This window comes from Cupriavidus sp. a3 (genome assembly GCF_051015765.1).
Lineage (GTDB): Bacteria > Pseudomonadota > Gammaproteobacteria > Burkholderiales > Burkholderiaceae > Cupriavidus > Cupriavidus oxalaticus_A.
In genome coordinates this window covers 1,341,182-1,355,986 of the sequence record NZ_CP170644.1, presented here as the reverse complement: position 1 = coordinate 1,355,986, position 14,805 = coordinate 1,341,182, and the positions used below count along the sequence as shown (strand labels likewise).

At 68.9% G+C, this 14,805-nt stretch carries 13 protein-coding genes; 3 read left to right on the top strand and 10 right to left on the bottom strand.

Annotated elements, in window-relative coordinates; genetic code table 11:
- Nucleotides 1-44 precede the first annotated feature (44 nt).
- Nucleotides 45-632, top strand: coding sequence for a TetR/AcrR family transcriptional regulator (locus ACAD63_RS27970; RefSeq protein ID WP_135703919.1), 588 nt, complete (start codon nucleotides 45-47; stop codon nucleotides 630-632).
- On the opposite strand, the gene ACAD63_RS27965 is transcribed toward ACAD63_RS27970, so the two are convergent.
- From ACAD63_RS27965 to ACAD63_RS27920, 10 genes are all read right to left on the bottom strand, one after another.
- Nucleotides 618-1,370, bottom strand: a complete 753-nt coding sequence (locus tag ACAD63_RS27965) for an alpha/beta fold hydrolase (protein WP_135703920.1) — start codon at nucleotides 1,368-1,370, stop codon at nucleotides 618-620. The two genes, ACAD63_RS27970 and ACAD63_RS27965, sit on opposite strands and share 15 nt — an antisense overlap.
- 15 nt (nucleotides 1,371-1,385) lie before the next feature.
- Nucleotides 1,386-2,411 (bottom strand): M14 family zinc carboxypeptidase, encoded by a 1,026-nt coding sequence (locus ACAD63_RS27960; RefSeq protein WP_133093251.1) that lies wholly within the window; start codon nucleotides 2,409-2,411, stop codon nucleotides 1,386-1,388.
- Complete coding sequence (locus ACAD63_RS27955) at nucleotides 2,408-3,313, bottom strand: LysR substrate-binding domain-containing protein (RefSeq protein WP_135704038.1); 906 nt, start codon at nucleotides 3,311-3,313, stop codon at nucleotides 2,408-2,410. Before ACAD63_RS27955 ends, ACAD63_RS27960 begins: the two co-directional genes overlap by 4 nt.
- 143 nt (nucleotides 3,314-3,456) lie before the next feature.
- A complete protein-coding gene (locus tag ACAD63_RS27950) occupies nucleotides 3,457-5,610 on the bottom strand; it encodes a phosphocholine-specific phospholipase C (protein ID WP_135703921.1) in 2,154 nt (717 codons plus the stop codon).
- Nucleotides 5,611-5,678: 68 nt separating this feature from the next.
- On the bottom strand, nucleotides 5,679-5,867 hold the full coding sequence (locus tag ACAD63_RS27945; RefSeq protein WP_133093249.1) for a hypothetical protein: 189 nt from the start codon (nucleotides 5,865-5,867) through the stop codon (nucleotides 5,679-5,681).
- A 68-nt stretch (nucleotides 5,868-5,935) separates the two neighbouring features.
- Nucleotides 5,936-7,999, bottom strand: coding sequence for a hypothetical protein (locus ACAD63_RS27940; RefSeq protein WP_434034093.1), 2,064 nt, complete (start codon nucleotides 7,997-7,999; stop codon nucleotides 5,936-5,938).
- A 231-nt stretch (nucleotides 8,000-8,230) separates the two neighbouring features.
- Nucleotides 8,231-8,359: a DUF2474 domain-containing protein gene (locus ACAD63_RS27935; RefSeq protein WP_133093247.1), complete on the bottom strand. Its 129-nt coding sequence runs from the start codon at nucleotides 8,357-8,359 to the stop codon at nucleotides 8,231-8,233.
- Nucleotides 8,359-9,366, bottom strand: a complete 1,008-nt coding sequence (gene cydB, locus ACAD63_RS27930; protein ID WP_135703924.1) for a cytochrome d ubiquinol oxidase subunit II — start codon at nucleotides 9,364-9,366, stop codon at nucleotides 8,359-8,361. The genes ACAD63_RS27935 and cydB overlap by 1 nt, the downstream gene beginning before the upstream one ends.
- 4 nt (nucleotides 9,367-9,370) lie before the next feature.
- Nucleotides 9,371-10,804, bottom strand: coding sequence for a cytochrome ubiquinol oxidase subunit I (locus tag ACAD63_RS27925; protein WP_135703925.1), 1,434 nt, complete (start codon nucleotides 10,802-10,804; stop codon nucleotides 9,371-9,373).
- Between the two features lie 334 nt (nucleotides 10,805-11,138).
- Entirely contained in the window at nucleotides 11,139-12,074 is a 936-nt protein-coding gene (locus ACAD63_RS27920; protein ID WP_135703926.1) for a LysR substrate-binding domain-containing protein, read from the bottom strand.
- A 143-nt stretch (nucleotides 12,075-12,217) separates the two neighbouring features.
- Here ACAD63_RS27920 and ACAD63_RS27915 point away from each other — a divergent pair, with 143 nt between their 5' ends.
- Together ACAD63_RS27915 and ACAD63_RS27910 are read left to right on the top strand one after the other, a co-directional pair.
- On the top strand, nucleotides 12,218-13,234 hold the full coding sequence (locus tag ACAD63_RS27915; protein ID WP_434034092.1) for a tripartite tricarboxylate transporter substrate binding protein: 1,017 nt from the start codon (nucleotides 12,218-12,220) through the stop codon (nucleotides 13,232-13,234).
- A gap of 41 nt (nucleotides 13,235-13,275) precedes the next feature.
- Entirely contained in the window at nucleotides 13,276-14,799 is a 1,524-nt protein-coding gene (locus tag ACAD63_RS27910) for a UxaA family hydrolase (protein WP_434034091.1), read from the top strand.
- The last annotated feature ends 6 nt before the right edge of the window (nucleotides 14,800-14,805 follow it).

Here is a 14,805-nt window from a genome sequence, read left to right as displayed (position 1 = left end):
CTGCCGGCCTGAGCCGCGCGGTGCAGAACGAAGGAGTTGGAACGATGAAAACCCGGTCCGTACGTGAAGAACTGGTCGAACATGCACTGGTGCTGATCCGCCGTCGGGGGTTCAACGGGTTCAGCTACCGCGACCTGGCGGAACTGGTCGGGGTCAAGACCTCGAGCATCCACTATTACTTTCCGACCAAAGAAGACCTGGTGCTGGAAGCGGTGCGCGAATACAGCGCACGCAAGCAGGCACGGCTGGCGGCCATCGACAGCAGCCTGCCGCCGGCCGAGCAGGCGCGCCAATACCTGGCTCCCCTGTGCGCCGGCGCCGGCACCGACGAAGCGTGCCTGGTCGGCATGCTGGCGGCGGATGTGCTGATGCTGCCGGAGTCCGTGCGCAGCGCGATGCGCGACTTTGTCCGCCTCAACGAGCAATGGCTTGCGCGGCTGTTCGAGCGCGCGGCGGCGCAGCGGCAGGCGCCTTACCCGGCGTCGCCCCAACAACTGGCGGAGATTGCGTTCGGCGCGCTGCAAAACGGCCTGATCAGTGCGCGGCTGTTCGGCACCACCGACCGGCTCGACGCCGCCGCGGGGATGCTGACCGGCCTGATGCGGGCGGAGCGGGCGCTAGCCGTTGCCTGACACCATGCGCGCCACGGCCTCGCACAACCAGCCCGGATCGTCGTGGGGCAGGTCGTGGCCGGCCCAGTGATGCGTCAGCACCGGCGCGTTCCAGGCCTGTCCGATACGTGCGGAGCAGGCCGGGTCGACCAGCCGGTCCGATGACGATGCAATCAGCAGCAACTGGCAGCCAGGCGCGTTCGCCGGTGCCCGATAGCGTGCCGCGGCCACCAGTTGCGCCAGCGCGGCGCAGCGGCTGACCGGCGCGTCGGCGGCAATGGCTTGCCAGGCCGCGATGTCGGCGGCGAGCGTATCCGCGCGCGCGCAGGTGATGGCGTGAATGGTGCGCTCGCAATAGGCGCGGTCGTGCCAGCGCTGCGCGACGCGCAGCAGCTTGCCCCAGTTGCGCGGCCGCAGCCGCTGCATCGGCGTGCAGAAGGGCCGCATGCTGGTGTTGACCAGCACCAGCCCGCCGACTTCGTCCGGATAGCTGCTGGCCCACTCGGTGGCGACCATCGCGCCCAGCGACATGGCCAGCACGCGGTACGGCCCGCGCGCGCCGGCCGTCGACAGCTGCCGGCGCACCGCGCTGACCATGTCGCGCACGCACCAGGGCGCGGGCTGCACCGACAGCGCGCCATTGCCCGGCAAGTCGGGCAGCAGCGGCCGGCCCAGCCCGGCCGCTTCCCATTGCGCGGGCAGGTGCCCCCAATGGCGCGTCTCGCGCGTCAGTCCCCGCAGGAATACCCATCGGCTCATGCGATCCTCAACAGTTCATGGCAACGCCTCTGTCTGCCAGTGCGCGCGCGCCTGCTGCAGCAGTGCCTCGCGCTGCGGCCCGTGCGGCAGCCAGCGTTCCGGCGCAAACGCGACGCGCCCGAGGAAATCGAACAGGCTCACGTGGCGGCGCAGCACGCGCGCGGTGCGGTGCGCCTTGATCGGGTTGAAGATCCCCTCGCGCGAGAACAGCTGGCGCGGGTTTTTCTTGATCCACAGCCACGAGCCCAGCTCCAGCGTCATCGGCAGGAACAGGTTGCCGGCCGGCGTGAGGTCATACGCATGGTCCCACAGGTCGCCATGCAGCAGGTACTGGTGGCTTTGCGGCTCGAAGGTGTAGCCGTGGTGCGGGTGCGCCTGCTCGAACAGGGTCTTGAGCAGGTACATCTCGGGCAGGTGCGCCATCGGCCGGCGCGTGCGCGCGTACGGGAACCAGATGCTGTCGCGCCAGCCGTAGCCGGAGTGGCAGTCCACCGCAAAGCTGAGCGGGCGCGGCAGCAGTTCTTCCTGCACCACGCGCAGCAGCGCGCGGCTCTCCAGCTCCATCGGCCCGCCTTCCGGGCCGCGATACCAGGGCAGCCAGGCGCCAAGGCGCTGCCCGCCGGCCAGGAACGGCACGGGCGCGTCGGCGTCCTGCGGGCCGTTGCGCATCAGGTCGACGCCGTTGGGATTGGCCCGGGTGCCGGCCCACATGCCGCCGGGATTGACGATCGGCATGAACACCAGCCGCACGGCCTGCAGTTCGCGATGCAGCAGTTCGTCCCATGCCAGCCGGCCCAGCACGGAGCGCAGGTAGTCCAGTACCAGCTGCGTGCCAATCCGCTCGAGCCCGTGGATGCCGCCGAAGATGCCGATGGCCGGCGCCTGCGGGTCGCGGCTGCCAAGGGTGGCCACATGCAAGCCGAAGCGGTGGCCCTGCACCACGGCTTCGCCCACCACGCGGCAGTCGAGCACATGGCTGGCGGCGTCGAACAGCGCCAGCAGCTGGTCGTATTCAGGAAAGGCGTCGGCGCGCGCGATCATGCCGCCCGCGGCTCGGCGGCGGCATCGGCATCGGCCGCGGCATCGGTCGCCGTCAAGCAGGCCAGGAAGGCACCCACCAGGCGCGTGCCGCGCCGGCTCTGCAGGCAATACAGGTATTCGTTCAGCACGGGCGCGCCGCGCGCAAACGGCACCACCCGCAGCAGCGGGTCTTGCGGCACTTCGCCCAGCGGCACCACGCTCGCGCCGAGGTTCTGGCGGATCGCTTCGTAGATGGCCTCGCGGCTGCCGATCACGGTATGCCGCGGCAGCTGCTGCGCGCAGGCGGCGAGGGCATCCTCGGTCGCCTTGCGTGTCATCGAGCCATGCTCGCGCACCAGCAGGTGGCAGCCGCGCAGCTGGGCCAGGTCCACCTGCGGCAGGCGCGCCAGCGCATGGTCCGGATGCACCACCAGCACCATCGGCGCGGAGGCCAGGCGGATGCGCGCAAGGCGGTCGTCTTCGACCGGATGCGACGACACGGCCGCGTCGATCCGGTACTCGAACAGTGCTTCCAGCATCTGCTGCGAATTGCCGATGTCCAGGCTCACCTCGATCGCCGGATAGCGCTGCCGGAACGCGGCCACCGCGCGCAGGATGTAGTAGGGACCCGTGGCGCCGAGGCGCAGGCTGCCGAAGCGCAGGTCGCCGGCGTTGCGCAGCAGGTAGTCGGCCTGGCCTTCGTGCTGCATCAGCTGCTCGACCACCGGCATCAGCGCCAGCCCCACGTCGCTCAGGTCGACCCGGCTGGCGCGGCGGTGGAACAGCTCAACGCCATACGATTCTTCGAGCTGGCGGATGCGGCCGGTGACGGTGGGCTGGCTCACGCGCAGCTGTCGGGCCGCCATGGTGATGCTGCCCTGGCGCGCCACTTCGAAAAAGGTCATCAGCAGGTCGCCAAGCATGGTCATCCGCGGTGGTTGGGGGGAGCGCACCGGACAGGTCCGGACGACCGAGCAGTCTAGCGGGGCAATATGACAATACGGCGACGCCCGCCGCGGCGTGGGCCGCGGCGGGGCTGGCGGGCTTGGCATAGGGCAGGCAGGCCTCAGCCGGTCACCCCCATGGCCGGATCCGACACGCTGTCCTTGCCGGTCTCGATACGCCCGGCAAAGCGCCGCGTGAAGCCGCCTTGCGACGCGGTCACGGTGAAGTCGTACCAGTTGCCCTGCAGTCCCACCGGCCAGTGCTGCTGCAGTTGCTTGCCGGCCGGCACTTCGAAACTCCACGGGCCGTCATTGCGGTAGGCATTGGGCCGCACGGTGAATGTGGTGGCCGCGCTGCCGGTGTTGATCAGGTCCAGGTAGACCGCGGCGTTGGCGATGTCATAGCAGACGCGGATCTCGGGCGCGCTGGCGCCCGCTGCGCCGGCCGCTGCAACGTCGCCGACGAAGGCGCGATGGAAGCCGTTCGGACCCAGCACCCACAGGTCGTACTTGCCGGCATCGCTGGCGAATACATCCCAGCTGCCATGCAGTTCCTTGCCCGGCTCGACCATATAGCGGCGCGGCACGCGGTCCAGGTGCAGGCGGTCATAGACATGGAAAACGGCGGCGGCCGTGCCGGTGTTGGCGAACAGCAGCCGCACCACGCGTTCGCGCGCGTCTTCGCGGGCGCTGACATGCAGCTCGTACGGCAATGCGCGCGACGGACGCGTGCCGCGCTCCTGCGGCGGCATCGGCTGGGTGCCGGCCGGGGGCAGCGGCACCTGCGGCAGCACGCCCTGCGCGGTGCGGATGGCATCGGCGCTGGCCTTGTCGCGGTTGGGCAGCGAGGGCAGCGGATTGTCGTTGGGACTGACGAAGTTGAAGGCCGAGACCAGGTCCCCGGCCACCGCGCGACGGAAGCTGCTGATATTGCTCTCCACGACGCCAAAGCGGGCCTCCAGGAAGCGCAGCACCGACGTGTGGTCGAACACCTGCGAGTTTACCCAGCCGCCGCGGCTCCAGGGCGACACCACATACATCGGCACGCGCGGGCCGGGGCCGTACGGGTGCTTGTCGACGTGGTATTCGGCCGCCAGTTCGCCGGCGGGCAGCGTGGTCGCGCCGGCCAGCGTGTCGCCGTCGTAGGCGGGGGCGCACGGCGGCGGCACGTGGTCGAAGTAGCCGTCGTTCTCGTCGAAGTTGATCAGCAGTACGGTCTTGCTCCACACCGCGGGATTGGCGGTGAGCGCGTTGAGCACCTCCTGCGTGTACCACGCACCCTGCACCGGGCTGGACGGCCCGGGGTGCTCGGAATAGGTGGCCGGGGCCACGATCCACGACACCTGCGGCAGCGTGCCGGCGGCAACGTCGTCGCGCAGTGCCTGCAGGAAGCCGCCGTCCGGCATGGTATTGGCCACGCCCTTGAGCAGCGGGCTGATGGCGTCGTCGGCACTGGTGTACGGCGGGTAGGGGCTGCCGTTGGCCAGGTTGCCGCGTGCGGCGTTGGCGTCGCGGTATTGCTTGAAGCCCGCGAGCGGGTTGTCGGTAAAGTTGTCCGGCATGTTCTGGTAGACCTTCCAGCTGACGCCGGCTGCGTTCAGCCGCTCAGGGTAGGTGGTCCAGGTGTAGGGCGTGTTCGAGCCGGTGAAGGAGTCGCCGCTGTTGTCGATGACCGGGCCGCCGTGCGTGCCGGCCGGATCGTTGGTGCCGGTCCAGTGGAACAGCCGGTTCGTGTTGGTGCCGCCGTGGAAGCTGCAGTGGTAGGCATCGCACAGCGTAAAGGCATTGGCCAGCGCCATCTGGAAGTCCAGTTCGGCCTCGGTGTAGTAGCCCATCGACTGGGTCTGCTTGTAGGTGGGCCACTTGTTCATGCGGCCCAGGTCCCAGGCGGCCTGCGCATCGGGATAGGAGTGCGGCGTGCCGCTGACGCGCTGCGCATTGCCGGCACTGCTGTCGAGGTGGTAGGGCAGCACGGTGCGCGTGGTGCCGCCGTTGGTATAGGTCTGCTGCCAGACGTTGAGGCCGCCCGCCAGCGGGATCGGGAAGCGGTCGCCGAAGCCGCGTACGCCGCGCAGCGTGCCGAAGTAATTGTCGAAGGAGCGGTTCTCCTGCATCAGGATGACCACGTGCTCGACGTCGCGGATGGTGCCAGTGGCGTTGTTGGCGGGGATTGCCAGCGCGCGGCGGATGGCTGGCGGGAACGCTGCCAGCGCGGCGGTTGCTGCGGCGCTGCCGCCGGCGAGCTTGAGGAAGTTGCGTCTGCTATGCGAATTCATTGGTTCTGGGCCGGATGGGTTCAGGATAGGCGAGGCGGTAGGCGAGGCGGGCGGCTGCCGGCGTCGGCTCAGGGCGCGCAGCGTAGTTGCGGCGTGACCGCGGGCGGCTGGCCGGGTTCGTTGCCGCCGGCGCCCGGGGTGCCGCCGGGCGTGCCACCCGGCGTGCCGGTGGCCGGGCTGTCGCCGGAATCGCCGCCGCAGGCGGCAAGCGCCAGGCACAGCAGCAGCGCGGCCAGCGTGGAAGATCGGAGAGTCATGGTGTCGTGCTCCTGCAGGGATGGGGCGCGCGGCGCCCCGGAGAGTGGTCGGACGCGGGGTCCGCGGTTCAGGGGTTCAGCGTGGACAGCGGCTGGCGCGCGCCGGTGATGGTCTTCAGCTCGTCGAGCGTCAGCACCCGCGTCCACATCGCCAGGTCGTTGAAGCCCATCACGCCTTTGAGCGCGCCGGGGTTGTTGCCCACGTAGTTGTGCGTGGCGTCGTCGTTGACGCCCCAGCCGGTGCCGAGCCCGGCCAGCTTGGTGACATCGGTGTTGGCGATGGCCTTGTTCTCGGTCTTCTGCAGGCCCAGCACCGGGTCGATGACATAGGCACTGAAGCGCCTGGCCACGGCATCGACCGACAGCGCCAGGTAGGCCCACTGGCTGGCCGATACCTTCATGCCGTTGATATCGTCGCGCTTGCCGCCGCTGCCGAGGTTGAAGCGGAGTTCGCAGCTGCCGAACAGGCCGATGGCGATGCCCGGGTTGCTGCCCGAAAAGTAATTCTTGTTGGCCAGTACCGGCGCACCGGTGCCGTTGCCCTGGGTGCAGTCGGTGCGGAACCAGAAGCCGATGGTGAATTGCGGGCTCAGCGCGATGTCGGCGCCGTTGTGCACCAGCTTGTAGGCGTCGATATTGGAATCGACCCGCAGCGACTTGCCAGTGAAGTTGTCGTCGGCCAGCGAGCCGCCGTCGGTGCCGGCGACCCACGGGCCAAGCGTGGCGCCGCCCTTGCTGTCGGCAAACGGCTTGCTGTCCATGCTGAAGTACGTGGCCAGGCCATCGCGCAGCGTGGGCGCCAGCGTGACGGGCTTGACGTAGTGGATCTGCGCCAGGTACGACACCGGCACGTCGTTGCGTACCAGCGTGTAGTTGAAGCGGTACAGGCCGGTGGGCATGTCGAAGGCGCTGTCGGTAAACTCGCGCGCCCCGGGCGCCAGCGAAGCGATCACCACGCCGTCGCGCAGCACGCGCGTGGTGCCGAAGGATTCGGTGGGGTTCTGCCAGCTCAGCGTGATGGCGTCGCTGTAGCGGCCGACGCTGGCGCCGATCGCCCGCACGCCGGCAGAGGCCGCCTGCAGCGGTGCGCCGTCGAGCCGGCTGGCGGCGGGGTCGGCGGCCACGCCGGCGTGCGCGAGCATCGTCGGCACGAGATCGGCCTCGGTCGGCAGCGCCGACAGCTCTGCCGCGGTGATGGGCGCAGCGGCGCCGGGCCGGGCCAGCGCGGCGTTCAGCGTCTTGTTGGTGGCGAAGAATGCGGTGCGGTTTTCCACGGTCGGCGCCGTGGTGGTGGCGCCGGTGGCATCGAGGCCGTGACTGGTGGTGACCAGCACCAGCCAGTCTTCGCCCGGCTGCGCCTGGCGGCGCGCGGCGACGGCGGCCAGCAGCTCGCCCAGTGCCTTGTCGGTGTCGGCGAGGGCGCGCGCATAGGCGCCGCCGCCGAACCCGCCGCCGAATCCCCCGATTTCCGCCGCGGCAGCCAGGGCGCTGTACTGGGCAAACACCACGCCATAACCGGATTGCAGCTGGCGCAGCGCGTTCTGCGTGACGCAGCTGTCCACGCCGGCACAGTCAACCAGCGTATCGAGCGCCCCGGTTTCCTGTTCGGCCTTGAGCAGGGCCGGCAACACCGGCGAGCTGATGGTGGCGCCTTGCTGAAGCCCCGGCTTGCCGGCATCGCGAAGGTGGCGGAAGACGGTGGGCGCCTGCAGCGGCGTGCCGCCGGTGTCGTCGTTGACGCCGTGGCGGTTGACCCAGGTGCCGGTCAGCACCGTGGCCCAGCTGGGCGCGTCCAGCGTCGGTTGCGCGGTGACGGTGCCCGGCACGCCGCCGGTGGCGGCCGGCACCACGTTCAGCTGCGACAGGTTGGGCAGCTCGCGCCGCAGGATCGCGCCCTGGACCTGCGCATAGGTGGCGCCGTCGATGCCTACCAGCAGCACGCGCGGACCGCCCTGGCCGGCGGGCGCCGGCGCCGTCGTCACGTCGGCCGGCGCGGGCCCGCTCGCCGCGGTGTCATCGCCGCCGCAAGCCGAGAGCGTCGCGGCCATTGCCGCCGCCAGCGCGCCCAGCGCCGCGCGGGCCCGTGCGCGCCCGTTGCCGTGTGCGCTGCGCGCTGCATGCTTTCCTGACATCTGTCATTCCCCTGTCTGTCTGCTGTTCTGCGCCGGCGGCCGGTGCCGCGTGGCGGATTGCGCTTCCCGCAATGCGCTCGCAGAGTAAAAACAGGGGTTGTCACCGCGGTGACAGAGGGCGAAAGAATGCTGATGCGGTTATTCAGATTCTTGCAGGCATTGCAGACAAGGCAGATGTGACAATGCCGCGCGGGGGGAACGCCGCGCGGCATCGGGGGAAAAAGGGGGCCGTCAGCTACGGAAGCCGACGCCCTGCATGATGATGCGCAGCACCCAGGCGGCCACCCCCAGCGCCGCCACGCTCGCCAGCCAGATCAGCGCCAGCCAGCCCAGCCGGCGCAGCCACAACGGCGCGGCCATCAGTGATAGCCCTCGCCGTGGCGGACCTTGCCGCGGAACACGTAGTACGCCCACACCGTGTACATCAGGATGAAGGGGATGATGAACAGCGCCCCGACCAGCGCAAAGCCCTGGCTCTGCGGCGGCCCGGCCGCGTCCCAGATCGATATCCCGGGCGGGATGATATTGGGCCAGACGCTGATCGCCAGGCCGCTATAGCCCAGGAACACCAGCCCCAGCGCGTACAGGAACGGCGCCATGTTCGGCTCGCGGCGCAGCGCGCGCATCAGCATCAGCATGCACAGCGCCACCAGGATCGGCACCGGCGAGAACCAGAACAGGTTCGGCAGGCTGAACCAGCGCTCGGCGATTTCCGGGTGCGTCAGCGGCGTCCACAGGCTGATCACCGCGATCACCGCCAGCAGCAGCCACGCCAGCGCCCCGGCCAGCCTGATCATGCGCTGCTGCAGGTCTCCCTCGGTCTTCATGATCAGCCAGGTGCTGCCCAGCACCGTGTACGCCACCACCAGCCCGACGCCGCAGAACAGCGGGAAGGGCGCCAGCCAGTCCAGCGGGCCGCCGGCAAAGCGATGGCCTTCCATCTTGATGCCGTCGATATAGGCGCCCAGCGCCACGCCCTGGAAGAAGCTGGCGGTGGCGGAGCCCAGGATAAAGGACGCGTCCCACACCGGGCGTTCGCGGTCGTTGGCCTTGAAGCGGAATTCGAACGCCACGCCGCGGAAGATCAGCCCCAGCAGCATCAGCATCAGCGGCAGGTAGAGCGCGCTCAGCACCACCGAGTACGCCAGCGGGAACGCCGCCAGCAGCCCGGCGCCGCCCAGCACCAGCCAGGTTTCATTGCCGTCCCAGACCGGCGCCACCGTATTCATCATCACGTCGCGGTCATGGCGGTCGGGAACGAACGGAAAGAGCATGCCGATGCCCAGGTCAAAGCCGTCCATCACCACATACATCATCACGCCGAAGAAGATGATGACGATCCAGAGAAGGGAGAGATCGATGCCCATGGTGTCAGCTCCGGGTGCGCACGGCGGGGTTGGGGGCAAGGACTTCGTCGTCGTCCACGGCGGAGAGCGGGCGGGCCGGCGTATGCTCGCGTCCCGGGCCGCCTTCCGGCCTTGGCGCTTCCATCACCGGCCCCTTGCGCACCAGCCGCATCATGTAGGCGATGCCGACGCCGAACACGAAGAAGTACGCGATCACGAAGATCCCCAGCGTCAGCGCCAGTTCGGGCACGCCGTGCGGCGAGACCGCGTCGGCGGTGCGCTGCAGCCCGTAGACCACCCACGGCTGGCGGCCCACCTCGGTGGTGTACCAGCCGGCCAGGATCGCAATCACGCCGGCCGGCCCCATCCATAGCGCCATATGCAGGAAGGCGCGGGCGCGGTACAGCCGTTCGCCCCGGCGCAGCAGCAGGCTCCAGGCGCCCAGCGCGATCATCAGCAGCCCCAGGCCCACCATCACGCGGAAAGACCAGAACAGGATGGTCGAATTGGGCCGGTCCTCAGGGGCAAATTCCTTCAGTCCCTGGATCTGCCCATCCCAGGTGTGCGTGAGGATCAGGCTGCCCAGGCGCGGCACTTCGACCGCGAAGCGGGTTTCCTCGCGCTGCATGTCGGGCCAGCCGAACAGCAGCAGCGGCAGCCCTTCGTTGCCGTGGTTTTCCCAGTGGCCTTCAAGCGCGGCGATCTTGGCGGGCTGGTGCTTGAGCGTGTTCAGGCCATGCAGGTCGCCGATCACGGCCTGGATCGGCGCGACGATCAGCAGCATCCACATCGCCATCGACAGCATCTTGCGGATGGCCTGGTTGTCGCGGCCGCGCAGCAGGTGCCACGCCGCCGACGCGCCGACGAACAGCGCCGTGGCCAGGAACGCCGCCACGCTCATATGCAGCAGGCGATAGGGGAAGGACGGGTTGAAGATGACCGCGAACCAGTCGGTGGGGACCACGCGGCCGTTGATGATCTCGAAGCCGGCCGGCGTCTGCATCCAGCTGTTCGACGCCAGGATCCACGTGGCGGAAATCAGCGTGCCCAGCGCCACCATCACGGTGGCAAAGAAATGCAGCCCGGGCCCGACGCGGTTCCAGCCGAACAGCATCACGCCGAGGAAGCCGGCCTCCAGGAAGAAGGCGGTCAGCACTTCATAGGTCAGCAACGGCCCGGTGATGCTGCCGGCGAACTCGGAGAAGAAACTCCAGTTGGTGCCGAACTGGTAGGCCATCACCAGCCCGGAGACGACCCCCATGCCGAAGTTGACGGCAAAGATCTTGGACCAGAAGTGGTAGAGGTCGCGGTAATGCGGGCGCTTGGTGCGCAGCCAGCAGCCTTCCAGCACCGCCAGGTAGGCGGCCAGGCCGATGGTGATCGCGGGAAAGATGATGTGGAAAGAAACGGTAAAGGCAAACTGGATGCGGGCGAGGTCAAGCGCGGTCAAACCAAACATAGTTGTTCTCCGTGGCGCTGGCCTGGCGCACGCCTGCGGACGGCGCGGCGCTGCGGGGGGCAGGCCGGCCAGTCGGCGGGGGCGCGCCGGGGGCGCGGGCCGTAGGCGCGTGCGGTAAGCGTAGTGTACGCCGCGTGCAGCGCGATGGGCAGCATGCCGGGCGAGTGACATTTCGCCGCAGTGGGCGGCGCGGGCACAACCTGGGCCGACTGCCGGAGATCATCCTACCGATCGGTCCTCAGGAATAACAGCATCACCTCCACGAAAAAATACCGTATCAGTTTTGCGCGGTGCAGCAGGTGCCACTGCGGGTGCCGGCGCTGCTGGCGCGGGGCTAGGCCACTTCCGCGGCGGCCTGGCGCAGGCAGGCGAGCATCTGTTCCGCGCTGAGCGACGGCGCGCGTTCGCGCAGCGTGATGATGCCGACCGGCGGCAGTTCCACCGGCACATCGATCGGCAGCACCTGCAGCCTGCCTTCAGCCTGCATGGCCCGCGCCACCGATTGCGCCATGAACCCGGCCGCGCCGCGCTGGCCGACGAAGGTCGCCAGCGCCAGGTAGGACGACGTCTCGATCACGTCCTGCGGCGGATGCAGCCCGTAGCGGTAGAACGCCTGCTCGATCTTCACCCGCAGCGATGCCCACGGCGGCGGCAGCACGCACGGCATCGCGGCCAGGTCGGCCCAGCCCGGCCGCGTCTTGCGCGCGAGCTTGTGGCCGCGCTTGACTACCACCACCATCGGCTCGTCATACAAGGCCTCTGTCACAAGATCGGGCGCGGCGTAGCCTGGCTCCAGCCGGCCGACGATCAGGTCCAGTTCGCGCAGCCGCAGCTTGGGCAGCAGGTGCGTCAGGTCGCCTTCCTCCACCAGCACGGTGGCACGCGCATGGCGGTCCTTGAGCAGCCCCACCGCGCGCGCCACCAGAACAGGCAAGCCGGCGCCCATCGAGCCCACCTGCACGCGTCCCGACGCGCCGCTCTGCACCGCCGCGATTTCATCGCGGGTCTGCTCGTACTGCGCCAGCACCGAGCGCGCGAAGCGCACCAGCGACTCGCCGGCGGGCGTGGGCTCGGTGCCGCGCGTCGAGCGCGTGAACAGCGTCAGCCCCAGCATCTTCTCGACTTCGGTCAGCACCCGCGACACCGCGGGCTGGCTCACCGACAGGAATTCCGCGGTGCGCCCGAGATGGCGGAATTCATCCAGCGCCACCAGCAATTGCAGATGGCGCAGCTTGATATTGGAGCGCAGCGCGCGATCGATCTTGACCATGGCCGCAGTCTACCTAACGAAAACGTTATGAAGCAATGCTGGTTTTTGATTGGATTGTTATGTACGGCGGCGAGAGAATGCCTGGCATGACGACGCCGGGCCCGCACCGGTCGCCCATAATCAAAACACGGAGACACCCGCAAATGACCCAAGGACTCCCCATCGACCTGAAGCGCCGCAACCTGCTCATCGGCGCCGCCACCGGCGTTGCTGCCGGTGCTGCCGGCGTGCTGCTGCCGGGCTCGCGCGCGCTGGCCTCCGCGTATCCAGAGCGTCCGATCACCTTTATCTGCCCGTGGCCGGTCGGCGGCACGGCAGACCAGTCGATGCGCGCGCTGTGCCAGGTGGCCGGCGGCATCCTCAAGCAATCGATCGTGGTGGAAAACCGCGCTGGCGCTTCCGGCATGATCGGCACCAAGGCGCTGGCGCGCGCCACGCCGGACGGCTACACCATCGGCCAGATCCCCATCTCGGTCACGCGCTTTGCCCAGCTCGGCATGCTGCAGCTGGACCCGCGCACCGAGCTGACCTACCTGGCGCGCACCTCGGGCCAGACCTTCGGCATCGCCGTGCCGACCGGCTCGCCCTACAAGACGCTGCAGGACGTGGTCGCGGCAGCCAAGGCGAGCCCCGGCAAGATCACCTATGCGCACGCCGGCATCGGCGGCGCGACCCATGTCGGCATGGAGCAGTTTGCGCTGGCCGCGGGCGTGCAGTTCAACGCGATCGCCTACAAGGGCGGTGCCGCCGCGCTGCAGGACGTGCTGGCGGGCCAGGTGGAACTGCTGGCGGATTCCAGCTCGTGGGCGCCGCATGTGGAAGCCGGCAAGCTGCGCCTGCTGGCGACCTGGGGCGGGCAGCGCGCATCGCGCTTCAAGGACACGCCCACGCTGAAGGAGCTCGGCTACAACGTCGTAGTGGAAGCGCCCAACGGCATCGGCGCGCCCAAGGGCCTGCCGCCCGCCATCGAGAAGACGCTGCGCGATGCCTTCCGCGCCGCGGTGGCGAGCAATGAATTCAAGCAGGTCGCAGCGCGGCTGGATGCGCCGCTGATGTACCTGGACGGTCCCGACTACAAGAAGTACGTGGCCAGCGTCTATGCACAGGAAACCGAGCTGATCAAGCGCCTCAAGCTCAAGGAACTGCTGCAGCAAAGCTGAGCGCAGTTGCACCACCAGCCGTCCAACACAGCGAATCCCAAGTGAAGCCCAATCCCGTCATCCGCCTGCACGCCAACGACAACGTGCTGGTCGCCCGGCATGAACTGTCGCTGGGCCAGCAGCTTGTCGAGCCTGCCGTGCGTGTGCGCGCGCAGGTGCCGGCCGGCCACAAGATCGCGGCGTGCGCCATTGCGGCGGGCACGCCGGTACGCAAGTTCGATACCGTGATCGGCGTGGCCGCGCGCGATATCGTGCCCGGCGAGCACGTGCATTCGCACAACCTGACGCTGGTCGATTTCTACCGCGACCCCGCGTTCTGCCAGGATGTGCGGCCGATCGACTACGTGCCCGAGGCGCAGCGCGCCACGTTCAACGGCTTCGTGCGCGCCGATGGCCGCGTGGGCACGCGCAATTTCATCGGCATCCTGTCTTCGGTCAATTGCTCGTCGACGGTGATCCGGCAGATTGCCGCGCATTTCACCCCGGAGCTGCTGGCGGAGTATCCCAATGTCGATGGCGTGGTCGCGTTTGCGCAGACCAGCGGCTGCGGCATGTCGTCGCCGAGCGAGCATTTCGATGTGCTGCGGCGCACGCTGGCGGGCTATGCGCGCCATCCCAACCTGGCTGGCGTGCTGATCGTCGGGCTGGGCTGCGAGCGCAACCAGGTCGCATCGCTGGTGGAATCGCAGGGCCTGGAACCCGGACCCGCTGTGCATACGCTGGTGATGCAGGACACCGGCGGTACGCGCGCCACCATCGCGGCGGGCATCCGCGCGGTCGAGGCGATGCTGCCCGCGGCCAATGCCGCGGTGCGCCAGCCGGTGCCGGCCAGCCATCTCAAGATCGGCCTGGAGTGCGGCGGCTCGGACGGCTTCTCGGGCATCAGCGCCAACCCGGCGCTGGGCGCGGCCATGGACCTCCTGGTGCGCCACGGCGGCACCGCCATCCTGTCGGAGACGCCGGAGATCCATGGCGTCGAATTCATGCTGACGCGCCGCGCCGTCTCGCCGGAAGTCGGGCAGAAGCTGCTCGACCGGCTGGCCTGGTGGGAGCGCTACACCGCCGGCCAGAATGCGCAGTTCAACGGCGTGGTCGGCCACGGCAACCAGCAGGGCGGGCTCGCCAATATCTTCGAGAAATCGCTGGGCTCGGCGATGAAGGGCGGCACCACGCCGCTGCAGGCAGTGTACGAGTATGCCGAGCCGATCGACCGGGCCGGCTTTGTCTTCATGGACTCGCCTGGCTACGACCCGGTCGCCGTGACCGGGCAGATTGCCAGCGGTGCCAACCTGATCTGCTTCACCACCGGCCGCGGCTCGATGTTCGGCTCCAAGCCCGCCCCGACGATCAAGCTCGCCTCCAACTCCGCCATGTACCAGCGGCTGGAAGAGGACATGGACATCAACTGCGGGCTCGTGCTCGACGGCGAACTGACCGTGCCCGAGATGGGCGAGCGCATCTTCCGGCATATCCTGCGCGCCGCTTCCGGCGAGCCGACCAAGAGCGAGCTGCTGGGTTTGGGCGACAACGAGTTCGTACCCTGGCACCTCGGCATCGTCAGCTGATTGCCG